This is a genomic window from Collinsella sp. BA40 (assembly GCF_008014645.1).
Classification (GTDB): domain Bacteria; phylum Actinomycetota; class Coriobacteriia; order Coriobacteriales; family Coriobacteriaceae; genus Collinsella.
The window spans coordinates 234378-253117 of sequence record NZ_VOWY01000007.1; the positions used below are offsets into that span (position 1 = coordinate 234378).

Here is an 18740-nt window from a genome sequence, read left to right on the forward strand (position 1 = left end):
ATGTGCGGCGGAGGAGGTATCTATGGATCGAGTGGAATACGAATCGGGCGTCGTGCTGCATCGGGCCGACCACGGCCGCGTGCGCCTTGCCTTTACCGAGCGCTCAGGCGGCGTCTCGAAGCCTCCGTATGCATCGCTTAATCTGGGGAGCCATGTAGGGGACGATCTGGCCGCGGTCGAGGAGAACCGTCGTCGCGCGCTCGCGGCCCTTGGTTGCGAGGCCGATGCGCCGCGCCTGCTCGTTCCCAACCAGGTTCATGGGGATGACGTGGTGGTCGTTCGAAATTCCGACGAGCGCGAGCTTGCCGTTATACGCGAGCGCATCGCCGCCGGGGCGGACGCCATCGTGTGCACCGCTTTGAACGTGCCCGTGCTGCTGTGTTTCGCCGATTGCGTTCCCGTGCTTCTGACCTGCGGAGATACCGCGTTTGCAGTGGTCCATTCCGGTTGGAAGGGCACGTATGCGCGCATCGCGGCCAAAGCCGCTCGAATCCTATGCAGCGAGACCGGGCTCGATGCATCCCATATTCGCGCGTATATCGGACCGCATATCCAAGGTGACGAATATCAGGTCTCAGCTGACCTGCTGCACACATTCTCATTACGGTTTGATAACATTGAGGATACTGCATCGCGGCTGCTCGACCTGTCCGCGTGCATCGTATCGTCGCTCGAAGAAATTGGAGTTCCTCCGTGCGAAATTCACGACTTGCGGCTTTCGACCGTGCGTCTCAACACCCGGTTCTTCTCGTACCGGGCCGAGGCGGGCACCTGTGGTCGTCACGCCGCCATAGCCGTGGCCCTCTAGCGCTCATTGCCGCCGGGGCCCTCTCTTTTGTCACAGCCGTATCCATCTCCGCGTGCTCGACGACCGTATCCACGGGGTCGATCACCGTTGCGGGCTCCACGACCTGCCTACCCATCGCCGAGGTAGCTGCCGAGTCCTATACCGAGCAGACCGGTGTGTCGGTGCTCGTGTCGGGCCTGGGTTCCAGCGCGGGTATCGAGGCGGTTTCCAACGACACCGCGGATATCGCCACCTCCTCACGCGGACTCAACGCCCAGGAGCAGGACCTGGGGCTCACGACCATCCCCATCGCCCACGACGGCATCGCGGTGATCGTGAACCCCGACAACCCGGTCCAGAACCTCTCCGTCGACCAGCTGCGCGCCATCTACGCCGGCGAGGTCACCAACTGGTCCGAGGTCGGTGGCGAGGACCTGCCCATCCAACTCGTCAATCGCGATGAGGCTTCGGGTACGCGCGAGGCGTTCAAGTCCATCATCATGGACGGTGCGCCGTTCGACCGCCGGGCCGCCGTGCTCTCAGGCACCGGCCAGGTGCGCGACGTCGTAAGCCGCACGCGTGGAGCCATCGGCTACATCTCCATGGGCTTCGTCGAGTCCAAGTACGCTCAGACCCAGGTTCGCGCCATCAGCGTCAACCACGTCGAGCCCAGCGAGAAGACCGTCGCCAGCGGCGGTTACCCCATCTCGCGCGACCTGTATTTCTTCACGAAGGGCGAGCCCTCCGACGAGGCGCAGGGATATATCGAGTACGTCTTGTCCGACGAGATGGACGACCAGATTCGCGAGGCGGGCTTCATTCCCGTGAGCAACGATGCAGGGGAGGGGATGTAGCATGACGAGCGTCGACCGTTCCGACGCAGGCGAGAACCAGGCTCCGCGCAAGCGCGAGCTCGCCCTCGTTTCGCGCAGCACCTATCTTAAGGAGAAGGGCCTGCAGTACCTCTTCTTCGCATGCGCCTTCCTGGCCGTGGTCACCGTGCTGCTCATCTTCGCGTTCACCATGATGCAGGCCGCGCCGGTGTTCACCGATATCGGGCTGGCGAACTTCTTCAGCTTCACCTGGGCTCCGACCGAGGGCCAGTACGGCATCATGTCCCTGCTGGCGGGCTCCGGCCTCGTCACCGTCGGCGCGCTCGTGCTCGGCGTCCCCCTCGGCGTGGGCACCGCCGTCTACCTTACCGAGATCGCCACCGACCGCGTGCGCGCCCTCATCAGCCCGGCGGTCGACCTGCTGGCCGGCATTCCCTCGATCATCTACGGTTTCTTCGGCATGGTGATCATCCGTCCCGTGGTGGCGGAGCTCACCGGCGGGATGGGCTTCGGCGCCCTGACCGCATGGCTCGTGCTCGCGATCATGATCGTGCCCACCATCACCACGCTCACCATCGACGCGCTCAACTCCATCCCCATGGGCATTCGCGAGGCCTCCTATGCGATGGGCGCCACCAAGTGGCAGACCATCTACAAGGTCGTCTTGCCCGCCGCCCGATTCGGCATCGTCGACGCCGTGGTGCTGGGCATGGGCCGCGCCATCGGCGAGACCATGGCCGTGCTCATGGTCGTCGGCAACGCCCCCGTCATCCCCGAGTCCATCTCGAGCCCGGTATCCACGCTCACGAGCCAGATCGCGCTCGACATGAGCTATTCGTCGGGTCTGCACCGTACGGCCCTGTTCGGCATGGGCGTGGTGCTGTTCATCATCTCCGCATCGCTCGTGGGCATCGTGCGCCTGCTGTCCAAGATGAGGAAGGGATAGGGCTATGGCTATCAACCAGACTTCTCGCGCCGCCGACGAGCAGCTGAGCTCCTCGCAGCGCATCAAGCGCGCCCTGTCCCACGGCAAGCAGGGACGCATCTCTAAGAACACGTCCAACAAGGTGATGCTCGGCGTCTTTCGCGTTGCGGCCGCCATCACCACGCTCGTGCTGGTCGCGATCATCGCCTACGTGGTGATCAACGGCCTGCCGCACATCTCGCCCGATTTCATCTTCGGCTGGCCCCACGGCGTCAACGCCGAGGGCGGCATCTGGCCCACCATCGTCTCGACCGTCTACGTCACCGCGCTCGCCATGCTCATCTGCACGCCCATCGCCGTGCTGGCAGCGGTCTATCTCGCCGAGTACGCCAAGCAAGGTCGCCTGGTCGGCATTATTCGCTATGCCGCCGACGCCCTTGCATCGGTGCCCTCCATCGTCATGGGTCTGTTCGGATACGCGCTGTTCGTCGAGGCCATGGGTTTCGGCCTGTCCATGTTCTCCGCTGCCCTCGCGCTCGCGCTGCTCATGCTCCCCATCATCATGCGCACCACCGAGGAGGCTATCCGCGCCGTGCCGCGCTACATCCGTTGGGGTGCGTACGGCCTGGGCGCCACCAAGTGGCAGGTCGTCTCCCGCATCGTGCTCCCGTCCGCCTTCGGTCGCATCGCGACCGGCATCGTGCTGGGCATCGGCCGCGCTATCGGCGAGACCGCCGTCGTCCTGTACACCATGGGCCAGGCTATCAACCTGCCCATCACGCCCATGGATTCCGGCCGCCCCATGACGGTGCACCTGTACCTTCTGGCCAATGACGGCATCAACATGAACGCCGCCTACGGCACCGCGTTGCTGCTGATGATCATCATCCTCGCCTTCAACCTGTTCGCACGCCATCTCTCTCGCAAGAGCAAGTAAGGAGCTCCCGTGACCGTTTACCAAGCTGCGCCCACGCCCGAGATCAGCGCTATATCCACGGCGAATTTCGATTTCTGGTACGGAGATTTCCACGCCCTTACCGATGTCAACCTCAACATCGCCAAGAACAAGATCACCGCGTTCATCGGCCCCTCCGGTTGCGGCAAGTCCACCTTCCTTCGCTGCATGAACCGTATGAACGACCTGATCGAGGGGACGCGCATCGAAGGTTCGATGACGCTCGACGGCGCCGATATCTATGCCGAGGGCGTCGATCCCGTCGACCTGCGTCGCCGTGTGGGCATGATCTTCCAGCAGCCCAACCCCTTCCCCAAATCCATCTACGAGAACGTCGCTTTTGGCCCGCGTTTGCAGGGCGTGACTAGCAAAAGCGACCTCGACGACATAGTCGAAGAGTCCCTCAAGCGCGCCAACCTTTGGAAAGAGGTATCCAATCAGCTCTCGAAAGACGGTCTGGCGCTTTCCGGCGGACAGCAGCAGCGACTGTGCATCGCCCGCGTCCTGGCGGTTCAGCCGGACGTGCTCCTGATGGACGAGCCCTGTTCGGCCATCGATCCCACCTCCGTTCAGAAGGTCGAGGACCTGATGGCCGAGCTCGCGCCTGAGATGACCATCATCATCGTTACGCATAACATGCAGCAGGCCGCGCGTATCTCCGATTACACTGCATTCTTCTTACAGGAAGTCGCTGGTGAGCCTGCTACACTTATCGAGTATGGTCAAACCGACGCTCTCTTCACTAGTCCGATGGATAAGCGTACGGAGGACTATATCACCGGTCGTTTCGGCTAGTCACCGATTCGCCCGGCTCGTACTGGTTGCGGATGTAGCACGTCCGCGCGCGTCTGATTGGAGCCTAGAATGCGCAAACTGTTTTCCCGTCAGCTGGTCGAGGCTCGCCACGAGATGTTCTCCATCTTCGAGGCCGTCGACCTGGCGTTGCACGATGCCGTGCGCGCCTATGTAGAGGACGATAAGAAGCTCGCCGCCGCGACGCAGGAGGCAACGTTCCAGATCGATGCCCGCTGCGCCAACCTCGAGGCCGTGTGCTACAACCTTATTGCCACGCAGAGCCCGGTCGCGTCCGATTTCCGCTTGCTGCAGACCATCATCTACATCGATTTCAACCTGCAGCGCATGTGCGACAAGGTCCGCCGTATCGCTCGCGCCGCCAAGCGCAAGGTGAAAAACGATATCGAGGTGCCCGTCGAGATGGTGCAGCTCATCGATGCCGAAGCGCAGGGCGTCTTCCGCGTGCTGGGCGCCACCATCTCCGCGCTCGTCAACAACGACCTGTCGATCGTGCTGGCTCTCTCCGATGAGGACGAGGCCGTGCACGGTGCGTATCAGGAGTTCTTCCGCGTCTTCAATCGCACCGAGACCATGGATGTGGCCGACGACGCGCAGATGGACGACTTCCGCCGCACCATCATGGTTTCGCGCTATCTCGACCGCATCGCATCCATCTCCATGGAGTGCGCGTATCGCCTGGTCTTCCTGCTTACGGGCCAGCGCGCCTCGGCGGCCGACCTGGCCGAAGCAGACGAGGGCGAGCTCGAGAGCATGCGTATCCCCTCGGGCGAGGGCGTCATCCTCGATCCCGCTGCCGATGCGCGCTATGTAGCCGAGCTTCCGCTCGAGGAGGTGGGCGACCAGCTGGCCGCCCTCATCCGCAAGGCGGCTGAGACTACGGATTAGCCTGCTGCCTGTCGGGCCATGTGTTTGCAAACCGCCGTACGAATCCGGATACGAGGATTTGTCCGGCGGTTTTTGCATAAGCGGCGTTTCATGATGCAAACGTGTAGCGATGGCGATGAAGCTGCTTCGCCGCAGACCGCTGCGGTAGTATGGGCTGCGAACCACTGCGAAGGGAATCCCGCTATGGATATGGCATATCTCGAACATCTTAAACGTCGCCGAGAGGCCATCCTCTCCCGTATGGCGCTGGCACTCGATCGCAGCGGCCGCAGCTTCGCCGACGTCGACATGGTCGCGGTTTCCAAGACGGTTGGGGCCGATGAGGTCGAAGCGGCTATAGCTGCCGGGTTCAGGCGATTCGGTGAGAATCGGCCCCAGGAGCTCATCAGGAAGACGCAGCATGTTGCAACCCTTCCAGATGCGCCATGCGTGCGATTCGATATGATCGGCAACCTGCAGACGAATAAGATCAACGCCGTGCTGGGCCGTGCGGAGCTCATCCACTCCATCAGCTCGCTCCACCTCGCCAAAGCCGTTTCAACGCGCGCGCAGCGCCATATCGCGGAGGGTTCGCTTCCTGGTCCTCAGGACGTGCTGATCGAGGTAAATGTGGCCGGTGAGCGCTCCAAGTCGGGGTTTTCTCCCGATGAGCTTCGCGAGCTGTTCCCCGAGCTGAGCGCACTTTGTGGAATTCGCATCCGAGGGCTTATGACGATGGCTCCTCGCGGGGATAAGCAGAGGGCGCGAGCATGTTTCTCGGGCCTACGCGAGCTGCGCGATGAGCTGTCGGCGCAAGACCCGGCGCTCGACCTGCGCGAGCTGTCGTGCGGCATGAGCGAGGACTTCGATATCGCGCTCGAGGAGGGTTCTACCATCGTTCGCCTTGGTAGGGTGTTGTTCGACCCTGGTTTTGCAGTAGAATAAGCAGGTCAGGCATGCGTTTGACCTGCACCATTCGAAGATCAAACGAAACCTAGGGCAGAGAGGTTGAGAAACGTGGGCTTTTTAGACGATATCAAAAGCAGGCTCCCGTTCGGTCAGAACCAGTCCGGCTACGGCCAGGAAGGCTACGGCCAGGACGGTTATGACGATTATTACGAGGGCGGCTCGGATGCATACGCCACCGATGGCTATCAGGACCAGGGCTACGGCGCCCAGGCCGACACGGGCTATGCTTCCCAGTACACCGACGAGGACTCGAGCTCGGGGCTGCTCGGTCAGACTCATCGCGGCGAGGCGGCGTCCGTCGCCGTGTATACGCGCAGCGGTCAGCCCGTCGGCGATGCCGAGCGCCACGCCACCACGTACAACCCGCCCGCACGCGGCCAGGAGGCCTATCGCCCCGGCGCGTACGATACGCCGTCCAGCTATGCCGAGACCCTTCGCTCGGTGCCCTCGCCGGCGTCTCCGGCCCCCGCTTCCGACGTGTCGGCGCAGGTGAGCGCCGTGGTCAACAATACGCCCCAGCTGCCTGCCTACATCCTGCGGCCCGAGAGCTACGACGACGTGGAGACGGTCGTTCGCCGCGTCCGCACGCGCCAGCCCGTCGCACTCGTCTTCGTTGGCGTGCGTACCGAGGTGGCTAAGCGCGTCCTCGATTTCAGCTATGGTTTCGCCTGCGGTCTGGGCGCCAGCATCAAGGAAGTCGCCGACCGCGTGTTCATCGTCTTGCCCCAGGGCTGCGAGGTCAAGGAATCCGACCTGGCCAAGCTTCGCTCCGAGGGCTACATCAAGTCTAAGTAGGAGAACCGTGACCCCGTACACCCTTGTCTCTATCATTCAATCGCTCTTCCAGTTCTATAACTTCCTGATTCTGGCGTACTGCCTGCTCACGTGGATCCCCATGAATCCCAACGGCCTGCTCGCCGACATCGGGGCGGTGCTCGAGTCCCTGGTGGGACCGTTTCTCAACTTCTTTCGCAGGTTCATGCCGGCTATGGGCGGTATCGATTTCTCGCCCGTTATTGCTGTTCTTGCGTTGACCCTTATCGAGCGGCTTCTCATAGGTATACTTTTGTAGGAAACGCATGGCGGTGCTCGCTAGGGCCGCCAGGTGCATGGAAAGGATTGTTTCGATGGCTATTACTCCCGCTGATATCCAGGCTCAGACGTTCTCCGAGGCCAAGCGCGGCTACGATCCCGCCGAGGTCGACGTGTTCCTCGAGCAGATCTCGTCCGAGGTCGACGCTATGCTCAATAAGATCGTCGACCTGAAGACCCGCCTCACCGCAACCGAGCAGCAGCTCGCCGACGCCCAGGCCGCCCTCGCGCAGAATGCCGCCGCGCCCGCTCCGGCACCCGCGCCCGCTCCGGCTCCCGACTTTACGGCCACCGAGCGCCAGATCTCCGCTGCCCTCATCGCCGCGCAGCAGACCTCCGATGCCATCATCAACGATGCCCAGGAGAACGCCGAGCGCATCCGCAACGAGGCCGACGCGAAGGCGCGCGAGGTCATTCGTCAGGCTCTTGCCGAGAAGCAGAAGCAGATCGACGAGATCGATCGCCTGAAGGCTTCCCGTGAGGACTTCAAGAACGAGTACATGAAGCTCATCCAGCACTTCATGGACGAAGCCCAGAACTCCTTCCCGGCTGAGCTGCTCGCCAATACCCCTACGGGCTCCGCTGCTGCCGTGGCTCCCGTCGCGGCCCCGGTGTCCGAGCCCATGGCGACTGCGCCCGTGGCCGATCCGTTCGCTCCGCTCGACAACTTCGTGGCCGACGATCTGGACTAGCCTTCGGTCTCTCAAGATCTTTGCAACGTGTACGGCTGCCGGTCATGTATCGGCGGCCGTTTTTGTGTGTAACGGTCTTGAAAGCCTATGAGAGAGCCCGCATCTCCGATAGGGAGGTGCGGGCTCTCTCTTTCGCATACAAGGCCGAATACGGCGTTACAAGGCGTTGCTAGGCGTGCACGTTGGTGAAGTCTGCAAGGGCTATGGTGCGGGCCTCGCGCACCTCGGGATCGGCGATCGAATCTGCGGCGTAGCCCACGGTGAGCATGTGGATGGGGTAGACGTCCTCGGGCAGGTCGAATACCTCGCGAGCGACCTCGGGGTTGAAATGGCATACCCAGCACGTGCCCAAGCCGAGCTCGGTGGCCTGCATCATCATCTGGTCGACGACGATGGCGGTGTCGATATCGGAGGCGTTGCGCTGATCGTACTTGCGTACCCAGGCCTCGTCGGTCTTGGCGCATACGAGCAGCACGACCGGAGCGCCGAAGACGCTGCCGTCGCGCTCGAATCGATAGGCGGCCTTCGCCGCGGCCTCGCGGAGCGACGGCGTGTCGCATACCAGCACGCGTGCGGGATGATTGTTGCATGCGGAGGGGGCGATGCGGCCCGCCTCGAGGATGGCCGCGAGCTTTTCGGGCTCGACGGCATCGGCGGTATAGTGCCGGCACGAATAGCGCTGGCGCGTAAGCTCGGTGAATGACATAGGGGCTCCTAGCTGTTCTTCATCACGATGGACTCGACGGTATCGGCAACGAACTCGCAGGAGTCGGCGCAATACTCAAGGAACGTATAGACGTCGCGCCAGGAAATGATGGTGAGGGGATCGAGGTCTGCGGTGTGAAGCTCGCGCATGGCCCCTATGTAGATGTCGTCGCACTCGCTCTCGATGGTGTTCACGGTGATGACGTGCTCACGCAGGCTCTTGGAGCGCTTGAACTGCGGCAGCTCGAGCACGAGGTCGTGCATCTGCTCGGTAGCGCGCACCACCTTGGCCGACATCTCCAGGGCGTCCGGGCGCATCTGCTGGATATTGGTGAAGTAGATGCGGTGCAAGACGCCTTCGATGCGGTCGATCACGACGTCGAGGGAGTTTGCCAGGGTGGCGATGTCCTCGCGCTCGATCGGGGTGATGAAGGCGGTGATCAGCGCGTCGTTGATCTCGTGGACCAGCTCGTCTGCTTCCTGCTCGATCTCGTGCATCTCGGCGACGGCCTCCTCGATCTTGGAGGGATCGAAGTGATGCATGATGGTGTCGAGCTTGATGGCCGCCTTGCAGGCGAGCTCGGCCGCCGAGGCGAAGCAATCGTAGTAGAACGCGTCGTTTTTCTTAGCCATGATGAGTCCTTTGGTTGCGGGGATGTTTGCGGATGGGGATTCGCCTGGAACAGGCGAATCGGCTAGATGAAGAGCAGGAACAGCTTAGCCATGAGGAAGCTGATGAGGCCGCAGCCCGGGAAGGTGAACACCCAGGTGAGCAGCATGTCCTTGACCACGCCGAAGTTGATGGCCGAGATGCGCTTCACGGCGCCCACGCCCATGATGGCCGTTGTCTTGACGTGCGTGGTGGAGACGGGGATGCCCGTAAGGGTGGCCAGAAGCAGGCACAGGGAGCTGGAGAGGTCGGCGGAGAAGCCCTGGTACTTCTCGAGCTTCACCATGTCCATGCCCACGGACTTGATGATCTTCTCGCCGCCGACGGACGTGCCCACGCCCATCACGACGGAGCACAGCAGCATGAGCCACACCGGGATGATCATGTTCTCGACGGAGGGCTGGCCGTTGCAGAAGGCGACGCCCAGGAAGAGGACGCCTATGAATTTCTGGCCGTCCTGAGCGCCGTGCATGAAGCTCATGCCGGCGGCGCCGGCGATCTGCGCCCACCGAAAGAAGGTGTTGGACTTCCGCCGATCGCTGTTGGCGAAAAGGATGGTAACGATCTTGCAGGTCACCCAGCCCATGGCGAAGCCCAGGCCGAGGGAGAGCACCAGGCCGTAGAGAACCTTCACCCATTCGTTCATGTTGACGCCCTCGGCGCCGCCGAGCGCGATGGCCGCACCGGTAAGGCCGGCGATGAGGCTATGGCTCTCGCTCGTGGGGATGCCGAAGATGCTCGCGCCCACGGAGTACACCACGATGGAGAAGAGCGCCGCGCACAGGGCGATGAGCGCGATCTGGGTGTTCGCGCCGAAGTCGACCATGTTGGAGATGGTCGAGGCGACGCTGGCGTTGATGTGCGTCATGATGAAGACGCCGAGGAAGTTGAAGATCGCGCTCATGATGATGGCCGCTTTCGGCGGCAGGCAGCGCGTGGTGACGCACGTCGCGATGGCGTTGGGCGCGTCGGTCCAGCCGTTGACGAAGATCACGCCGAGCGTGAGCAGGACCGTCATGGCGAGGATTGGATTTGAAAAGACTTGGGAGATGAAATAGGAGAATGAGACGTCCACGAATAACCACATTCCTATCGTGCGGCGCATGCGAGGCGCGCACCTTTGTAAAGCGTCTCTAAGGATAACACCTTACACAAAGCTAACGAGCAGTTAATACAGCTAGCGAATGTAATGAATCAGTAAAGGAAATGATGGTTTGGGCGCGTCTCGGGATGTCGTTGGCGCGCCGGGGCTATTTTCGGGATTCGAAGAAGGCAAAGCGGGCCGATAAGCCGGGTTCTGTCGCGGGCGATCATTTATCTTGCCTGCACGTCACCGTGCAGTTCCACGCACGCTACCCGAACGCGGACCGGGCCGGCCCATCGCGTTCCTATTTGCGCTTGCTCCGGATGGGGTTTACCAAGCCGCCATGTTGCCACGACGCTGGTGGTCTCTTACACCACCGTTTCAGCTTTTCCCTTTACGACGAGTCGTAGGTGGGAGTCTTCTTTTCTGCGGCACTTTCCGTCGGGTCGCCCCGCCTGGCCGTTAGCCAGCATCCTGCCCTGTGGAGCCCGGACTTTCCTCACATGCGAACATGCCGCACGCGCGATCGCCTGGCCCGCTTTGCGGGGGGTATTGTACCACGAAGCCGGGATGTCGGGGCCGCCGCCAGCGCAGGCACATAACACGCGTTCAGTTGATCTCGCTTTCGCGAGGGGTCTGCGCCGTCATGGACGGTCCGCCTAACATATAATCGATATCCGACGAAGTGCTGCGCCCGATGCGGTGGGGGCTGCGCGAGCTAGGGGAGGGTGGTTATGGCCGAAAGCTATCTGACGCTTCGACGCGACGTGGAGGCCGTGGGCGAGTTCGTGGACCGCAAGAGCAGGTTCATCGCCCAGCTCATCCACGTTGAGAGCGTCGATGAGGCCGCGGCGCACCAGGCTGCGGTCCGCTCCAGGCATTACGATGCGCGCCATAACGTGCCCGCGTTCGCGCTGGCCGACGGGACGGAGCGCGCGAGCGATGACGGTGAGCCGCAGCGCACGAGCGGCATGCCCACGCTGGAGGTGCTGCGCGGAGCGGGCTTGAAGAACGTGTGCTGCGTGACCACGCGCTACTTCGGCGGCACGCTGCTGGGGAGCGGCGGGCTGGTTCGAGCCTACACGGCTGCCGCGCAGGCCGCGGTGGAGCAGGCCCGCGCGGCCGGCTATATCGTGGAGATGACGAGCGTGGTGTCGGTCGACGTGACGGTTGCCTATCCCCAGTACGAGCAGGTTGCCCGCTTGGTTGCCGATACCGGCGGCAAGGTGGCCGCCACCGATTTCACCAACGAGGTGACGATTCACGCCGTCTACAAAGCCGGCGAGGAGCTCGCCCTGCGCCCGCTGCTCACCGAGTTGCTGGCGGGGCGCGAGCGCATGACGGCGAGCGCCCCGCGGTTCGCGCAGTTCTAAGCAGAGCGCTGCGCGTCTTCCTCCAGGATATCGAGCGCCAGGCACAGGGCGTCGTCGATGCAGCCCTGGCAGCTGCGCAGCGGGCCGTGGTCGCTGCCCACGCCCTTGAGCTCGCGGCACACGGTCGAGCCGTTGGCCTGGGCGAAGCGCTCGCACAGGCTGCGTGCGAGACGGTACGTGTGCCCCTTGCTGCCCACGTGCCCGGTGCCCGTGCTCGACGCCTGGCCCACGGCCATGAGCGCGCCCGAGATGGCGCCGCAGGTCTCGGTCATGCCTCCCATGCCCGCGCCGAAACCCTCGGCGAGGCGAAATGCCGCATCCGCGTCGATGCCCAACGACGGCGCCAACGCGCATACCACCGATTGCGCGCAGTTGTAGCCCTGCTCGTGATAGGCCGCGGCCCGGGCGAGCAGCTCGGCGCGGTCCGTTGACGTTACATCCATGTTGACAGCCATACTGAAGTCCTTCGCATAGGTTGAGTGGGTATACCATTCTACTCGTATATTCGAGAGCGGGCGGCGCACGCGCCGTGCGAGAAGGAGAAGGTTATGGCAGAGCATCTTGGAACCACCTGCGTGCAGGGCGGCTATCGCCCTGGCGACGCCGAGCCCCGTCAGGTCCCCATCTACCAGTCCACCACCTGGAAGTACGACACGTCCGAGCACATGGGCAAGCTCTTCGACCTCGAGGAGTCGGGATACTTCTATACGCGCCTGCAAAATCCCACCAACGATGCGGTGGCGGCCAAGATCTGCGAGCTCGAGGGCGGCTCGGCCGCCATGCTCACCAGCTCCGGCCAGGCGGCGAACTTCTTCGCCATCTTCAACATCGCGGGCTGCGGCGATCACGTGGTGGCCAGCTCGGCTATCTACGGCGGAACGTATAACCTGCTCGCGCATACCATGAAGCGCATGGGGCTGGAGTGCACGTTCGTGGCCCCGGATTGCTCCGATGAGGAGCTCGAAGCGGCGTTTCGGCCCAACACGAAGGCCGTGTTCGGCGAGACCATCGCCAATCCCGCCCTCGCCGTCCTCGATATCGAGCGCTTCGCCGCGGCGGCCCACGCCCACGGCGTGCCGCTGATCGTCGACAACACGTTCCCCACGCCGGTGAACTGCCGTCCCATCGAGTGGGGCGCTGATATCGTGACCCACTCCACCACCAAGTACATGGATGGTCATGGTGCGGCCGTGGGCGGTGCCATCGTCGACGCCGGCCGCTTCGACTGGAACGAGCATTCCGATGCGTTCCCCGGTCTCACCACGCCCGATGTCTCCTACCACGGCGTGGTGTACACCGAGCGCTTCGGTCTGGAGGGCGCCTTCATCACCAAGGCCACCGCGCAGCTTATGCGTGATTTCGGGTGCATCCAGAGCCCCCAGAACGCCTTTTTGCTCAACCTCGGCCTCGAGAGCCTGCACGTGCGCATGCCCCAGCACTGCAAGAACGGCCAGGCTGTGGCCGAGTTCTTGCAGCAGCACCCCAAGATCAGCTTCGTGCGCTTTCCGGGGCTGCCGGGCGATGCGTACCATGAGCTCGCGCAGAAGTATCTGCCCCAGGGCGGCTGCGGCGTGGTGAGCTTCGGATTCACGGGCGGACGCGCCGCCGCCGAGCAGTTCATGAAGAGTCTGCGCCTCGCGCAAATCGCCACGCACGTGGCCGATGCGCGCACCTGCTGCCTGCATCCGGCCAACGCCACGCATCGCCAGATGAACGACGACGAGCTGGCCGCCTGCGGCATCACGCCCGATATGGTTCGCCTTTCCTGCGGTATCGAGGCGACCGAGGACCTGCTGGCCGATATCGCCCAGGCGCTCGACACCATCTAGCGTCGCATGCCGCGCAAGAAGCGCATTCGGGCGACCCCGTCCCCGCCGTCTATCCGGTTGGGGCGGGGTCGTCGTGCTTTTCGGGTAGGATGGACCTGGTAGATATAATCCTCATTTGTTCGTTTGGAGGCCCTTCTCGTGAAGACCACCGTCATTACGTTTTCGAGCTACGACGGCGCCTCGTCCATTCGCGCGCTGCTCTGGGAACCCGATGCGGCCGACGCCCCCGGCGGCATTCGCGGCCTCGTGCAGATCGTCCATGGCATGGCCGAGCACATCGAGCGCTATGCCGGTTTCGCCGAGTTCCTCTGCGGCTGCGGGTTCGCGGTGTGCGCCGAGGACCACATCGGCCATGGAAAGTCGGTTGCAAGCGAGGATGACTTGGGCCATATGCCGCTCGAGGCGGGCGAGGAGGTCCTTCTGCACGACGTCCATGCGCTGCGGGCCCTCGTCTTGGACCGCCTGGCCGGACCGCAGGGCGATGCCTCCGCGATCCCCTATGTCATCTTCGGCCATTCGATGGGAAGCTTCATCACGCGCGTATACCTCACGCGCTACGCGATGGGCGTGCGCGCGGCCGTCATCTGCGGGACGGGCCAGCAGCCGCGCGCTCTCTCCGCTGCCGGCAAAGCGCTGACCCGCGGTATCGCACGCCATCGCGGCGAGCGGTATGTAAGCGAGTTGGTGGACAGCATGGGTGCGGGCGGCTACGGCAAGGCCATCGAGGACGCGCGCACCGACGTCGACTGGATCTCGACCGATCCCGCCGTCGTCGACGCCTACCGGGACGACCCGTTATGCGGGCAGAAGTTTTCCGTGGGCGCGTACCATACGCTGTCCTCGCTGGTAGCCGATGCTACCGATACCGATCTTGCCAAGCGCATTCCGCATGCGTTGCCCATGCTCTTTATTGCCGGCGCCGACGACCCGGTGGGCGAATGCGGCCGCGGTGTGGAGCGGGCTGCGTCGATGTATCGCCGCGTAGGCGTGGAGCGGGTGGACGTGTCGATCTATCCCGATGCACGCCACGAGATCTTGAATGAGCCGATTCGGGGCGATGTCCATCGCGATGTCGGCGCATGGCTCGACGACGTGCTTGCATAGCGGCGCGCACGGGCGGGGACTTGCTGCTTGGGCGCTGCCTGTGTTACAAACAAATACTTATGCAGCGGGGCTGCGGGGTGCATCCTCGCGGCTCCCTGGCGTATCTACGCGGCCGCGGGAACGATAGCGCGGCTCATGGGGGTCCGCCTGCATGCGGGCCGTCATCAGAGCGCGCGGCGCCATCAGCGAATATGCGAGGTACGTATGAACGAGTCCCAGCGCATCCACGACGCGGTGGAGGGCAACACGCACGGCAAGAACAAGTGGGCCATCCTGTTTACCGTGCTGGTCATGACGTTTATGGCCACGCTCGATTCGAGTATCGTCAACGTGGCGCTGCCCGTTATGCGCAAGGCCCTCGATGCGGGCCTCGACCAGATTCAGTGGGTGTCCTCGGTCTACCTGCTCACCACATGCGCGGCGTTGCTGGTCTTTGGTCGCCTGGGCGATATCTACGGTAAGGTGCGCTTCTTCCAGGTGGGCGTGGCGGTGTTCGCTGCCGGCTCGCTGCTGTGCGGCATGGCGAGCACGCTCGAGTTCCTTGTCGTCGCCCGAGCCATCCAGGGCATCGGCGGCGCCGCGGCCATGGCCAACAACATGGGTATCATCACCGAATCGTTTCCTGCACGCGAGCGCGGGCGCGCCTTGGGGCTGCTCGCGAGCTTCGTCGCGCTGGGCATGATGTGCGGGCCGGTACTGGGTGGTTTCATCGTGAGCTCGCTGCCATGGGAATACATCTTCCTCATCAACGTGCCGGTGGGCGTGGTGTCGCTGCTCGTCGGATTCAAGACCCTTCCGCACGTCGCCCCCGAGCGCGACGGGCGGCGCCTCGATGTGGCCGGCTCGCTGCTGCTCGTTCCCGGTCTGTTCCTCACCTTCGTCTCCATCACGCTGCTCGAGGCCGGCGTCACGTTGCAGGTGCTGGGCATGCTGGGAATCGGTCTCGCGCTGTTGGTCGCGTTCGCGATGGTCGAACGCCGCGTGAAAGATCCGCTCGTGATGTTCTCGGTTTTCCAGGATCGCGGCTTCGTGGCGAATCTGGTGTGTTTGTTCATCAGCTTCGTCGCCATCGGCGTCTACGAGCTCATGACGCCCTTTTACCTGCAGGACGCGCGCGGGTTCGCGCCGGACGTCGCGGGCCTCATCTTCTGCGTCATTCCGCTGGCCAACGCGATAGCCGGCCCCATCTCGGGCGCGGTCTCCGATCGCATCGGCTGCGAGCGGCCGGCCATCCTCGGCCTGTTCGTCTTCGCGTTGGGCCTGCTCTCGCTGGGCTTCTTCGATGAGCGCACCACGCTTCCCGTCATCTTGGCGTGCCTGGGCGCGGCGTCGCTGGGAACCTCGATCTTCCAGTCGCCCAATAACTCGCTGGTCATGGGATCGCTTCCCGCCGAGGCGCTCGGCTTCGGCGGCAGCGTCGCCGCGCTGGCGCGCTACCTGGGCATGGCCGTCGGCATCACGGGATCAACGTCGCTGCTCTACGGCCAGATGAGCGTCGCGGCTGGAAGGCGCGTGACGGCGTATGTGGCGGGGCGCCCCGACATCTTCCTGTATGGGTACCGCTGGGTGTACGTCGTCACCGCCATCTTGGTTTTCGCCGGGTTCTCTTTGGCGCTCGCGCGCTACGTGCGCAAGCGCTCGCGGTCACGGGCTCGCCGGGGCTAGATCGCGTTTTCGTTCATTCGCGGCACCAGGACGGTGAGCGCGCCCGGGATGCTGGTGATGCGTGCGGTGCGACCGTGAATCTGCTCGCCGTCGGCCTGCATGGGGTAGTCGTCTGCTTCGAACTCGAGGCGCACCTCGCGGGCGCGCTCGAGCCGAACATGACGATTGCCCAGATGCCGACCGTTCTTCGCGCCCAGGAACACCGGAAGCGCTACGGCGCGCGGCACGCGCCCGTGCGCATAGCACACATCGAAGAGGCCGTCTTTCGGATCGGCTTCGGGCGTGATCAGAAAGCCCGAACCATAGGTCTTCCCGATCTGCACGGCTGTGATGAGCGATTCAAGCTGCAGCCATGCGCCCCCGTCCAGGCTCATGCGCATGGGATACGTGCGGTAGTTGAGGCCGAACACGTTGAATCCGCTGGCGAGGTAGAGCGGGTCGCCGGTAAGGCCCGTCTTGCGTCGCAGCCCATAGGTTCCGATGGCTACGGCGGCATCGAGGCCCATCGAGAACGTCTGCACGAAGTATTCGCTGCCGCTACCCTGCGAACCGTCGAAGTCGATGCGGCCCACGTCCATGCGGCTGCACTCGGCCTCGAAGAGCCATGCGAGGTCGCGTCCCGTGCGGTCGGTGATGCCGAGCGTTCGCGCGTAATCGTTGCCCGATCCCACGGGGATGATGCCGAGCGCGGGACGTGCGTCCGGCGAGATCTGCATGAGGCCGCAGGCGGTTTCATGGATGATGCCGTCGCCGCCCAGGGCGAGCACGGTGTCGTATCCCGCGGCCTGCGCGGCCAGGTCGGTGGCGTGCCGCGGCCGTTCGGTCTTAACCAAATCGAAGCCACGCGGGTCGTGCAGGTAGAGCGAAAAGAACCTCTGGGCTTGCTCGCCCGCGGTGGCCGCCGCGCCGCTTTGCGCCGTGGGGTTAACGATGATAAGGGTCTTGCCTAGCGGACTGCGGTTGGTGCTCATGAGCGCTCCAGCTGTTCGAGTTCTTGACGGTGGCGTTCTTGCGCGTGCTCGACGGTAAGGTCGGCGTCGTTCTTGAGAGAGCGACGCTTGGGCGTGACGATGCGCTGTGCAGGATAGACGGCATGGTGCCCTGCGACGAGGTAGCTGATAAACGAAACGATAACAAAGTAGCTTCCCGCGTGAGCGCCGAACATATCGATTCCCAACATGATGGTGGTCACGGGTACGTTGAGCGCCGCGCCGAAGACCCCGATCATGCCCAGGGCGGCCATGAAGCTCGGCTCGCCCAGCGCGACGGAGCCGATCCAGCCGCCGAGCGCCGCTCCGATCCCGAATAGCGGCGTCACCTCGCCGCCCTGCAGGCCCACGCCCACGGTGAGCGCGGTGAGGACGAGCTTGAGCAGCGCGTCGACGGGCGTGGTTGATCCGTCGAACGCGGCCGCGGTCATCCATTCCGATAGGCCTCCGAAGCGATGCAGGCCGAAAACAAGGAACAATACGGCGAGCAGGATGCCGCCGGTAGCCGCGGCCGCGAGGTAGTTCGTGAACAGCCGCGCGTAGAGGCGCTTGACAGAGCGGATACAGAAGGTGAACAGGCGGGCCATGAGACCGAAGAGCACCGCCGCGAGGCAGGCGATGGCGAGGTTCCCAAGGTTCATAGGGGGCACCGACGCGATGGTTGCAAACGAGAACGGCGTGCCCAGCGCGCGGCTCACGGCGTTGCCTACGAACGAGCCGGCAAGACAGTAGAGCGCCGCGCTATAGTCGAGCTTGCCGATGAAGCACATCTCCATACCGAAGAACGCGCCTGCAAGCGGGGTGCCGAACGCCGCGCCGAAGGCGGACGAGATACCCGCCATCATAAGGTCGCGCCGGTCGTGGCCCTCCACGTGGAAGATCGACGCCACGTTGCTCGCGATGGTGCCTCCCAGCTGCACGGCTGCGCCTTCGCGGCCAGCCGCGCCTCCCACCAGGTGGGTCGCCGTCGAGCAGCAGAACGTGAGCAGGGCCATGCGGCTGCGGATGGGCGTACCGGTAAGCGTGCTGTCTATCACGAGGTTGTTGCCGCGCTGCGCGCGCAGGCCGTGCGTGCGGTAGATCCATGCGGTGGCCACGCTCACCACGGGCAGCAGCGCGAAGAGCCATAGATGCGCTTCGCGCAGGTTGGTGACAAAGCGCAGGGCGGCGAGGAACGCCCAGCCGGCTACGCCCATGAGGGCGGCTACGAGTAGGCTGAGGACGAATACGCGCAGGCTGGCGCAGGCGTTGCCCGCATCGCGCCGCGCATCGATCGCCATGCCTTGGGCGCCCTGCTTGAGGTTTTCTTTCGTTGATTCGAACAGCTGCTTGGGCATGGTGCCTCCGAAGGGGGGTCGGGTTCCAGGTTAGTATACGCCGCGGCCGGT

General features: G+C 63.8%; 20 protein-coding genes and 1 other RNA gene. 14 read left to right on the top strand and 7 right to left on the bottom strand.

The window, feature by feature from the left end; genetic code table 11:
- The first annotated feature begins 22 nt into the window (after positions 1-22).
- From E4J93_RS03515 to E4J93_RS03560, 10 genes are all read left to right on the top strand, one after another.
- Complete coding sequence (locus E4J93_RS03515; protein WP_147588091.1) at positions 23-808, top strand: polyphenol oxidase family protein; 786 nt, start codon at positions 23-25, stop codon at positions 806-808.
- Positions 694-1641, top strand: a complete 948-nt coding sequence (locus E4J93_RS03520) for a phosphate ABC transporter substrate-binding protein (RefSeq protein WP_255431898.1) — start codon at positions 694-696, stop codon at positions 1639-1641. Before E4J93_RS03515 ends, E4J93_RS03520 begins: the two co-directional genes overlap by 115 nt.
- Before the next feature lies 1 nt (position 1642).
- The gene (pstC, locus tag E4J93_RS03525) at positions 1643-2566 is read left to right on the top strand and encodes a phosphate ABC transporter permease subunit PstC (protein ID WP_147588092.1); all 924 of its coding nucleotides are present in this window, start codon (positions 1643-1645) and stop codon (positions 2564-2566) included.
- 4 nt (positions 2567-2570) lie between these two features.
- The gene (gene pstA, locus E4J93_RS03530) at positions 2571-3482 is read left to right on the top strand and encodes a phosphate ABC transporter permease PstA (RefSeq protein WP_147588093.1); all 912 of its coding nucleotides are present in this window, start codon (positions 2571-2573) and stop codon (positions 3480-3482) included.
- A 9-nt stretch (positions 3483-3491) separates the two neighbouring features.
- The gene (pstB, locus tag E4J93_RS03535) at positions 3492-4295 is read left to right on the top strand and encodes a phosphate ABC transporter ATP-binding protein PstB (RefSeq protein WP_147588094.1); all 804 of its coding nucleotides are present in this window, start codon (positions 3492-3494) and stop codon (positions 4293-4295) included.
- A gap of 69 nt (positions 4296-4364) precedes the next feature.
- The gene (locus tag E4J93_RS03540) at positions 4365-5201 is read left to right on the top strand and encodes a PhoU domain-containing protein (protein ID WP_147588095.1); all 837 of its coding nucleotides are present in this window, start codon (positions 4365-4367) and stop codon (positions 5199-5201) included.
- A 183-nt stretch (positions 5202-5384) separates the two neighbouring features.
- Positions 5385-6125, top strand: a complete 741-nt coding sequence (locus E4J93_RS03545; protein WP_147588096.1) for a YggS family pyridoxal phosphate-dependent enzyme — start codon at positions 5385-5387, stop codon at positions 6123-6125.
- Between the two features lie 72 nt (positions 6126-6197).
- Positions 6198-6944 carry a cell division protein SepF gene (gene sepF / locus E4J93_RS03550; RefSeq protein ID WP_147588097.1) on the top strand — a complete coding sequence of 249 codons (747 nt, stop codon included), beginning with the start codon at positions 6198-6200 and terminating at the stop codon, positions 6942-6944.
- 7 nt (positions 6945-6951) lie between these two features.
- Entirely contained in the window at positions 6952-7221 is a 270-nt protein-coding gene (locus E4J93_RS03555) for a YggT family protein (protein WP_147588098.1), read from the top strand.
- Between the two features lie 55 nt (positions 7222-7276).
- Complete coding sequence (locus tag E4J93_RS03560; protein ID WP_147588099.1) at positions 7277-7933, top strand: DivIVA domain-containing protein; 657 nt, start codon at positions 7277-7279, stop codon at positions 7931-7933.
- A gap of 169 nt (positions 7934-8102) precedes the next feature.
- Here E4J93_RS03560 and E4J93_RS03565 read toward each other — a convergent pair whose 3' ends face one another.
- The 4 genes from E4J93_RS03565 to rnpB form a co-directional block, all read right to left on the bottom strand.
- The gene (locus E4J93_RS03565; protein ID WP_147588100.1) at positions 8103-8639 is read right to left on the bottom strand and encodes a nitroreductase family protein; all 537 of its coding nucleotides are present in this window, start codon (positions 8637-8639) and stop codon (positions 8103-8105) included.
- An 8-nt stretch (positions 8640-8647) separates the two neighbouring features.
- Positions 8648-9271, bottom strand: a complete 624-nt coding sequence (locus E4J93_RS03570) for a DUF47 domain-containing protein (RefSeq protein WP_147588101.1) — start codon at positions 9269-9271, stop codon at positions 8648-8650.
- A 62-nt stretch (positions 9272-9333) separates the two neighbouring features.
- Entirely contained in the window at positions 9334-10383 is a 1050-nt protein-coding gene (locus E4J93_RS03575; protein ID WP_147588102.1) for an inorganic phosphate transporter, read from the bottom strand.
- 195 nt (positions 10384-10578) lie between these two features.
- An RNA gene (rnpB, locus tag E4J93_RS03580) (RNase P RNA component class A) lies at positions 10579-10934 on the bottom strand.
- Between the two features lie 192 nt (positions 10935-11126).
- Here rnpB and E4J93_RS03585 point away from each other — a divergent pair.
- The gene (locus E4J93_RS03585) at positions 11127-11765 is read left to right on the top strand and encodes a YigZ family protein (protein WP_147588103.1); all 639 of its coding nucleotides are present in this window, start codon (positions 11127-11129) and stop codon (positions 11763-11765) included.
- Here E4J93_RS03585 and E4J93_RS03590 read toward each other — a convergent pair.
- Positions 11762-12220, bottom strand: a complete 459-nt coding sequence (locus tag E4J93_RS03590) for a C-GCAxxG-C-C family protein (protein ID WP_147588104.1) — start codon at positions 12218-12220, stop codon at positions 11762-11764. The genes E4J93_RS03585 and E4J93_RS03590 overlap by 4 nt on opposite strands.
- A gap of 93 nt (positions 12221-12313) precedes the next feature.
- Here E4J93_RS03590 and E4J93_RS03595 point away from each other — a divergent pair, with 93 nt between their 5' ends.
- The 3 genes from E4J93_RS03595 to E4J93_RS03605 all read left to right on the top strand — a co-directional run bounded on the left by E4J93_RS03595 (position 12314) and on the right by E4J93_RS03605 (position 16363).
- Complete coding sequence (locus E4J93_RS03595; RefSeq protein WP_147588105.1) at positions 12314-13594, top strand: O-acetylhomoserine aminocarboxypropyltransferase/cysteine synthase family protein; 1281 nt, start codon at positions 12314-12316, stop codon at positions 13592-13594.
- A gap of 138 nt (positions 13595-13732) precedes the next feature.
- Positions 13733-14698, top strand: coding sequence for an alpha/beta fold hydrolase (locus E4J93_RS03600; RefSeq protein WP_147588106.1), 966 nt, complete (start codon positions 13733-13735; stop codon positions 14696-14698).
- A gap of 204 nt (positions 14699-14902) precedes the next feature.
- Positions 14903-16363: an MFS transporter gene (locus E4J93_RS03605; protein WP_147588107.1), complete on the top strand. Its 1461-nt coding sequence runs from the start codon at positions 14903-14905 to the stop codon at positions 16361-16363.
- Here the strand turns inward: E4J93_RS03605 and E4J93_RS03610 are convergent.
- Both E4J93_RS03610 and E4J93_RS03615 read right to left on the bottom strand, forming a co-directional pair.
- Positions 16360-17334: a diacylglycerol kinase family protein gene (locus E4J93_RS03610; protein ID WP_147588108.1), complete on the bottom strand. Its 975-nt coding sequence runs from the start codon at positions 17332-17334 to the stop codon at positions 16360-16362. The genes E4J93_RS03605 and E4J93_RS03610 overlap by 4 nt on opposite strands.
- Positions 17331-18689 (bottom strand): chloride channel protein, encoded by a 1359-nt coding sequence (locus E4J93_RS03615; protein WP_147588109.1) that lies wholly within the window; start codon positions 18687-18689, stop codon positions 17331-17333. Before E4J93_RS03615 ends, E4J93_RS03610 begins: the two co-directional genes overlap by 4 nt.
- Positions 18690-18740: the final 51 nt, after the last annotated feature.

Excerpts from the sequence above, each read along its gene's own strand:
- E4J93_RS03515 (WP_147588091.1), top strand. The coding sequence starts at position 23 with ATGGATCGAGTGGAATACGAATCGGGCGTCGTGCTGCATCGGGCCGAC.
- pstC (WP_147588092.1), top strand. The coding sequence starts at position 1,643 with ATGACGAGCGTCGACCGTTCCGACGCAGGCGAGAACCAGGCTCCGCGC.
- pstA (WP_147588093.1), top strand. The coding sequence starts at position 2,571 with ATGGCTATCAACCAGACTTCTCGCGCCGCCGACGAGCAGCTGAGCTCC.
- E4J93_RS03540 (WP_147588095.1), top strand. The coding sequence starts at position 4,365 with ATGCGCAAACTGTTTTCCCGTCAGCTGGTCGAGGCTCGCCACGAGATG.
- E4J93_RS03545 (WP_147588096.1), top strand. The coding sequence starts at position 5,385 with ATGGATATGGCATATCTCGAACATCTTAAACGTCGCCGAGAGGCCATC.
- E4J93_RS03560 (WP_147588099.1), top strand. The coding sequence starts at position 7,277 with ATGGCTATTACTCCCGCTGATATCCAGGCTCAGACGTTCTCCGAGGCC.
- E4J93_RS03565 (WP_147588100.1), bottom strand. The coding sequence starts at position 8,639 with ATGTCATTCACCGAGCTTACGCGCCAGCGCTATTCGTGCCGGCACTAT.
- E4J93_RS03570 (WP_147588101.1), bottom strand. The coding sequence starts at position 9,271 with ATGGCTAAGAAAAACGACGCGTTCTACTACGATTGCTTCGCCTCGGCG.
- E4J93_RS03585 (WP_147588103.1), top strand. The coding sequence starts at position 11,127 with ATGGCCGAAAGCTATCTGACGCTTCGACGCGACGTGGAGGCCGTGGGC.
- E4J93_RS03590 (WP_147588104.1), bottom strand. The coding sequence starts at position 12,220 with ATGGCTGTCAACATGGATGTAACGTCAACGGACCGCGCCGAGCTGCTC.
- E4J93_RS03595 (WP_147588105.1), top strand. The coding sequence starts at position 12,314 with ATGGCAGAGCATCTTGGAACCACCTGCGTGCAGGGCGGCTATCGCCCT.
- E4J93_RS03605 (WP_147588107.1), top strand. The coding sequence starts at position 14,903 with ATGAACGAGTCCCAGCGCATCCACGACGCGGTGGAGGGCAACACGCAC.
- E4J93_RS03610 (WP_147588108.1), bottom strand. The coding sequence starts at position 17,334 with ATGAGCACCAACCGCAGTCCGCTAGGCAAGACCCTTATCATCGTTAAC.
- E4J93_RS03615 (WP_147588109.1), bottom strand. The coding sequence starts at position 18,689 with ATGCCCAAGCAGCTGTTCGAATCAACGAAAGAAAACCTCAAGCAGGGC.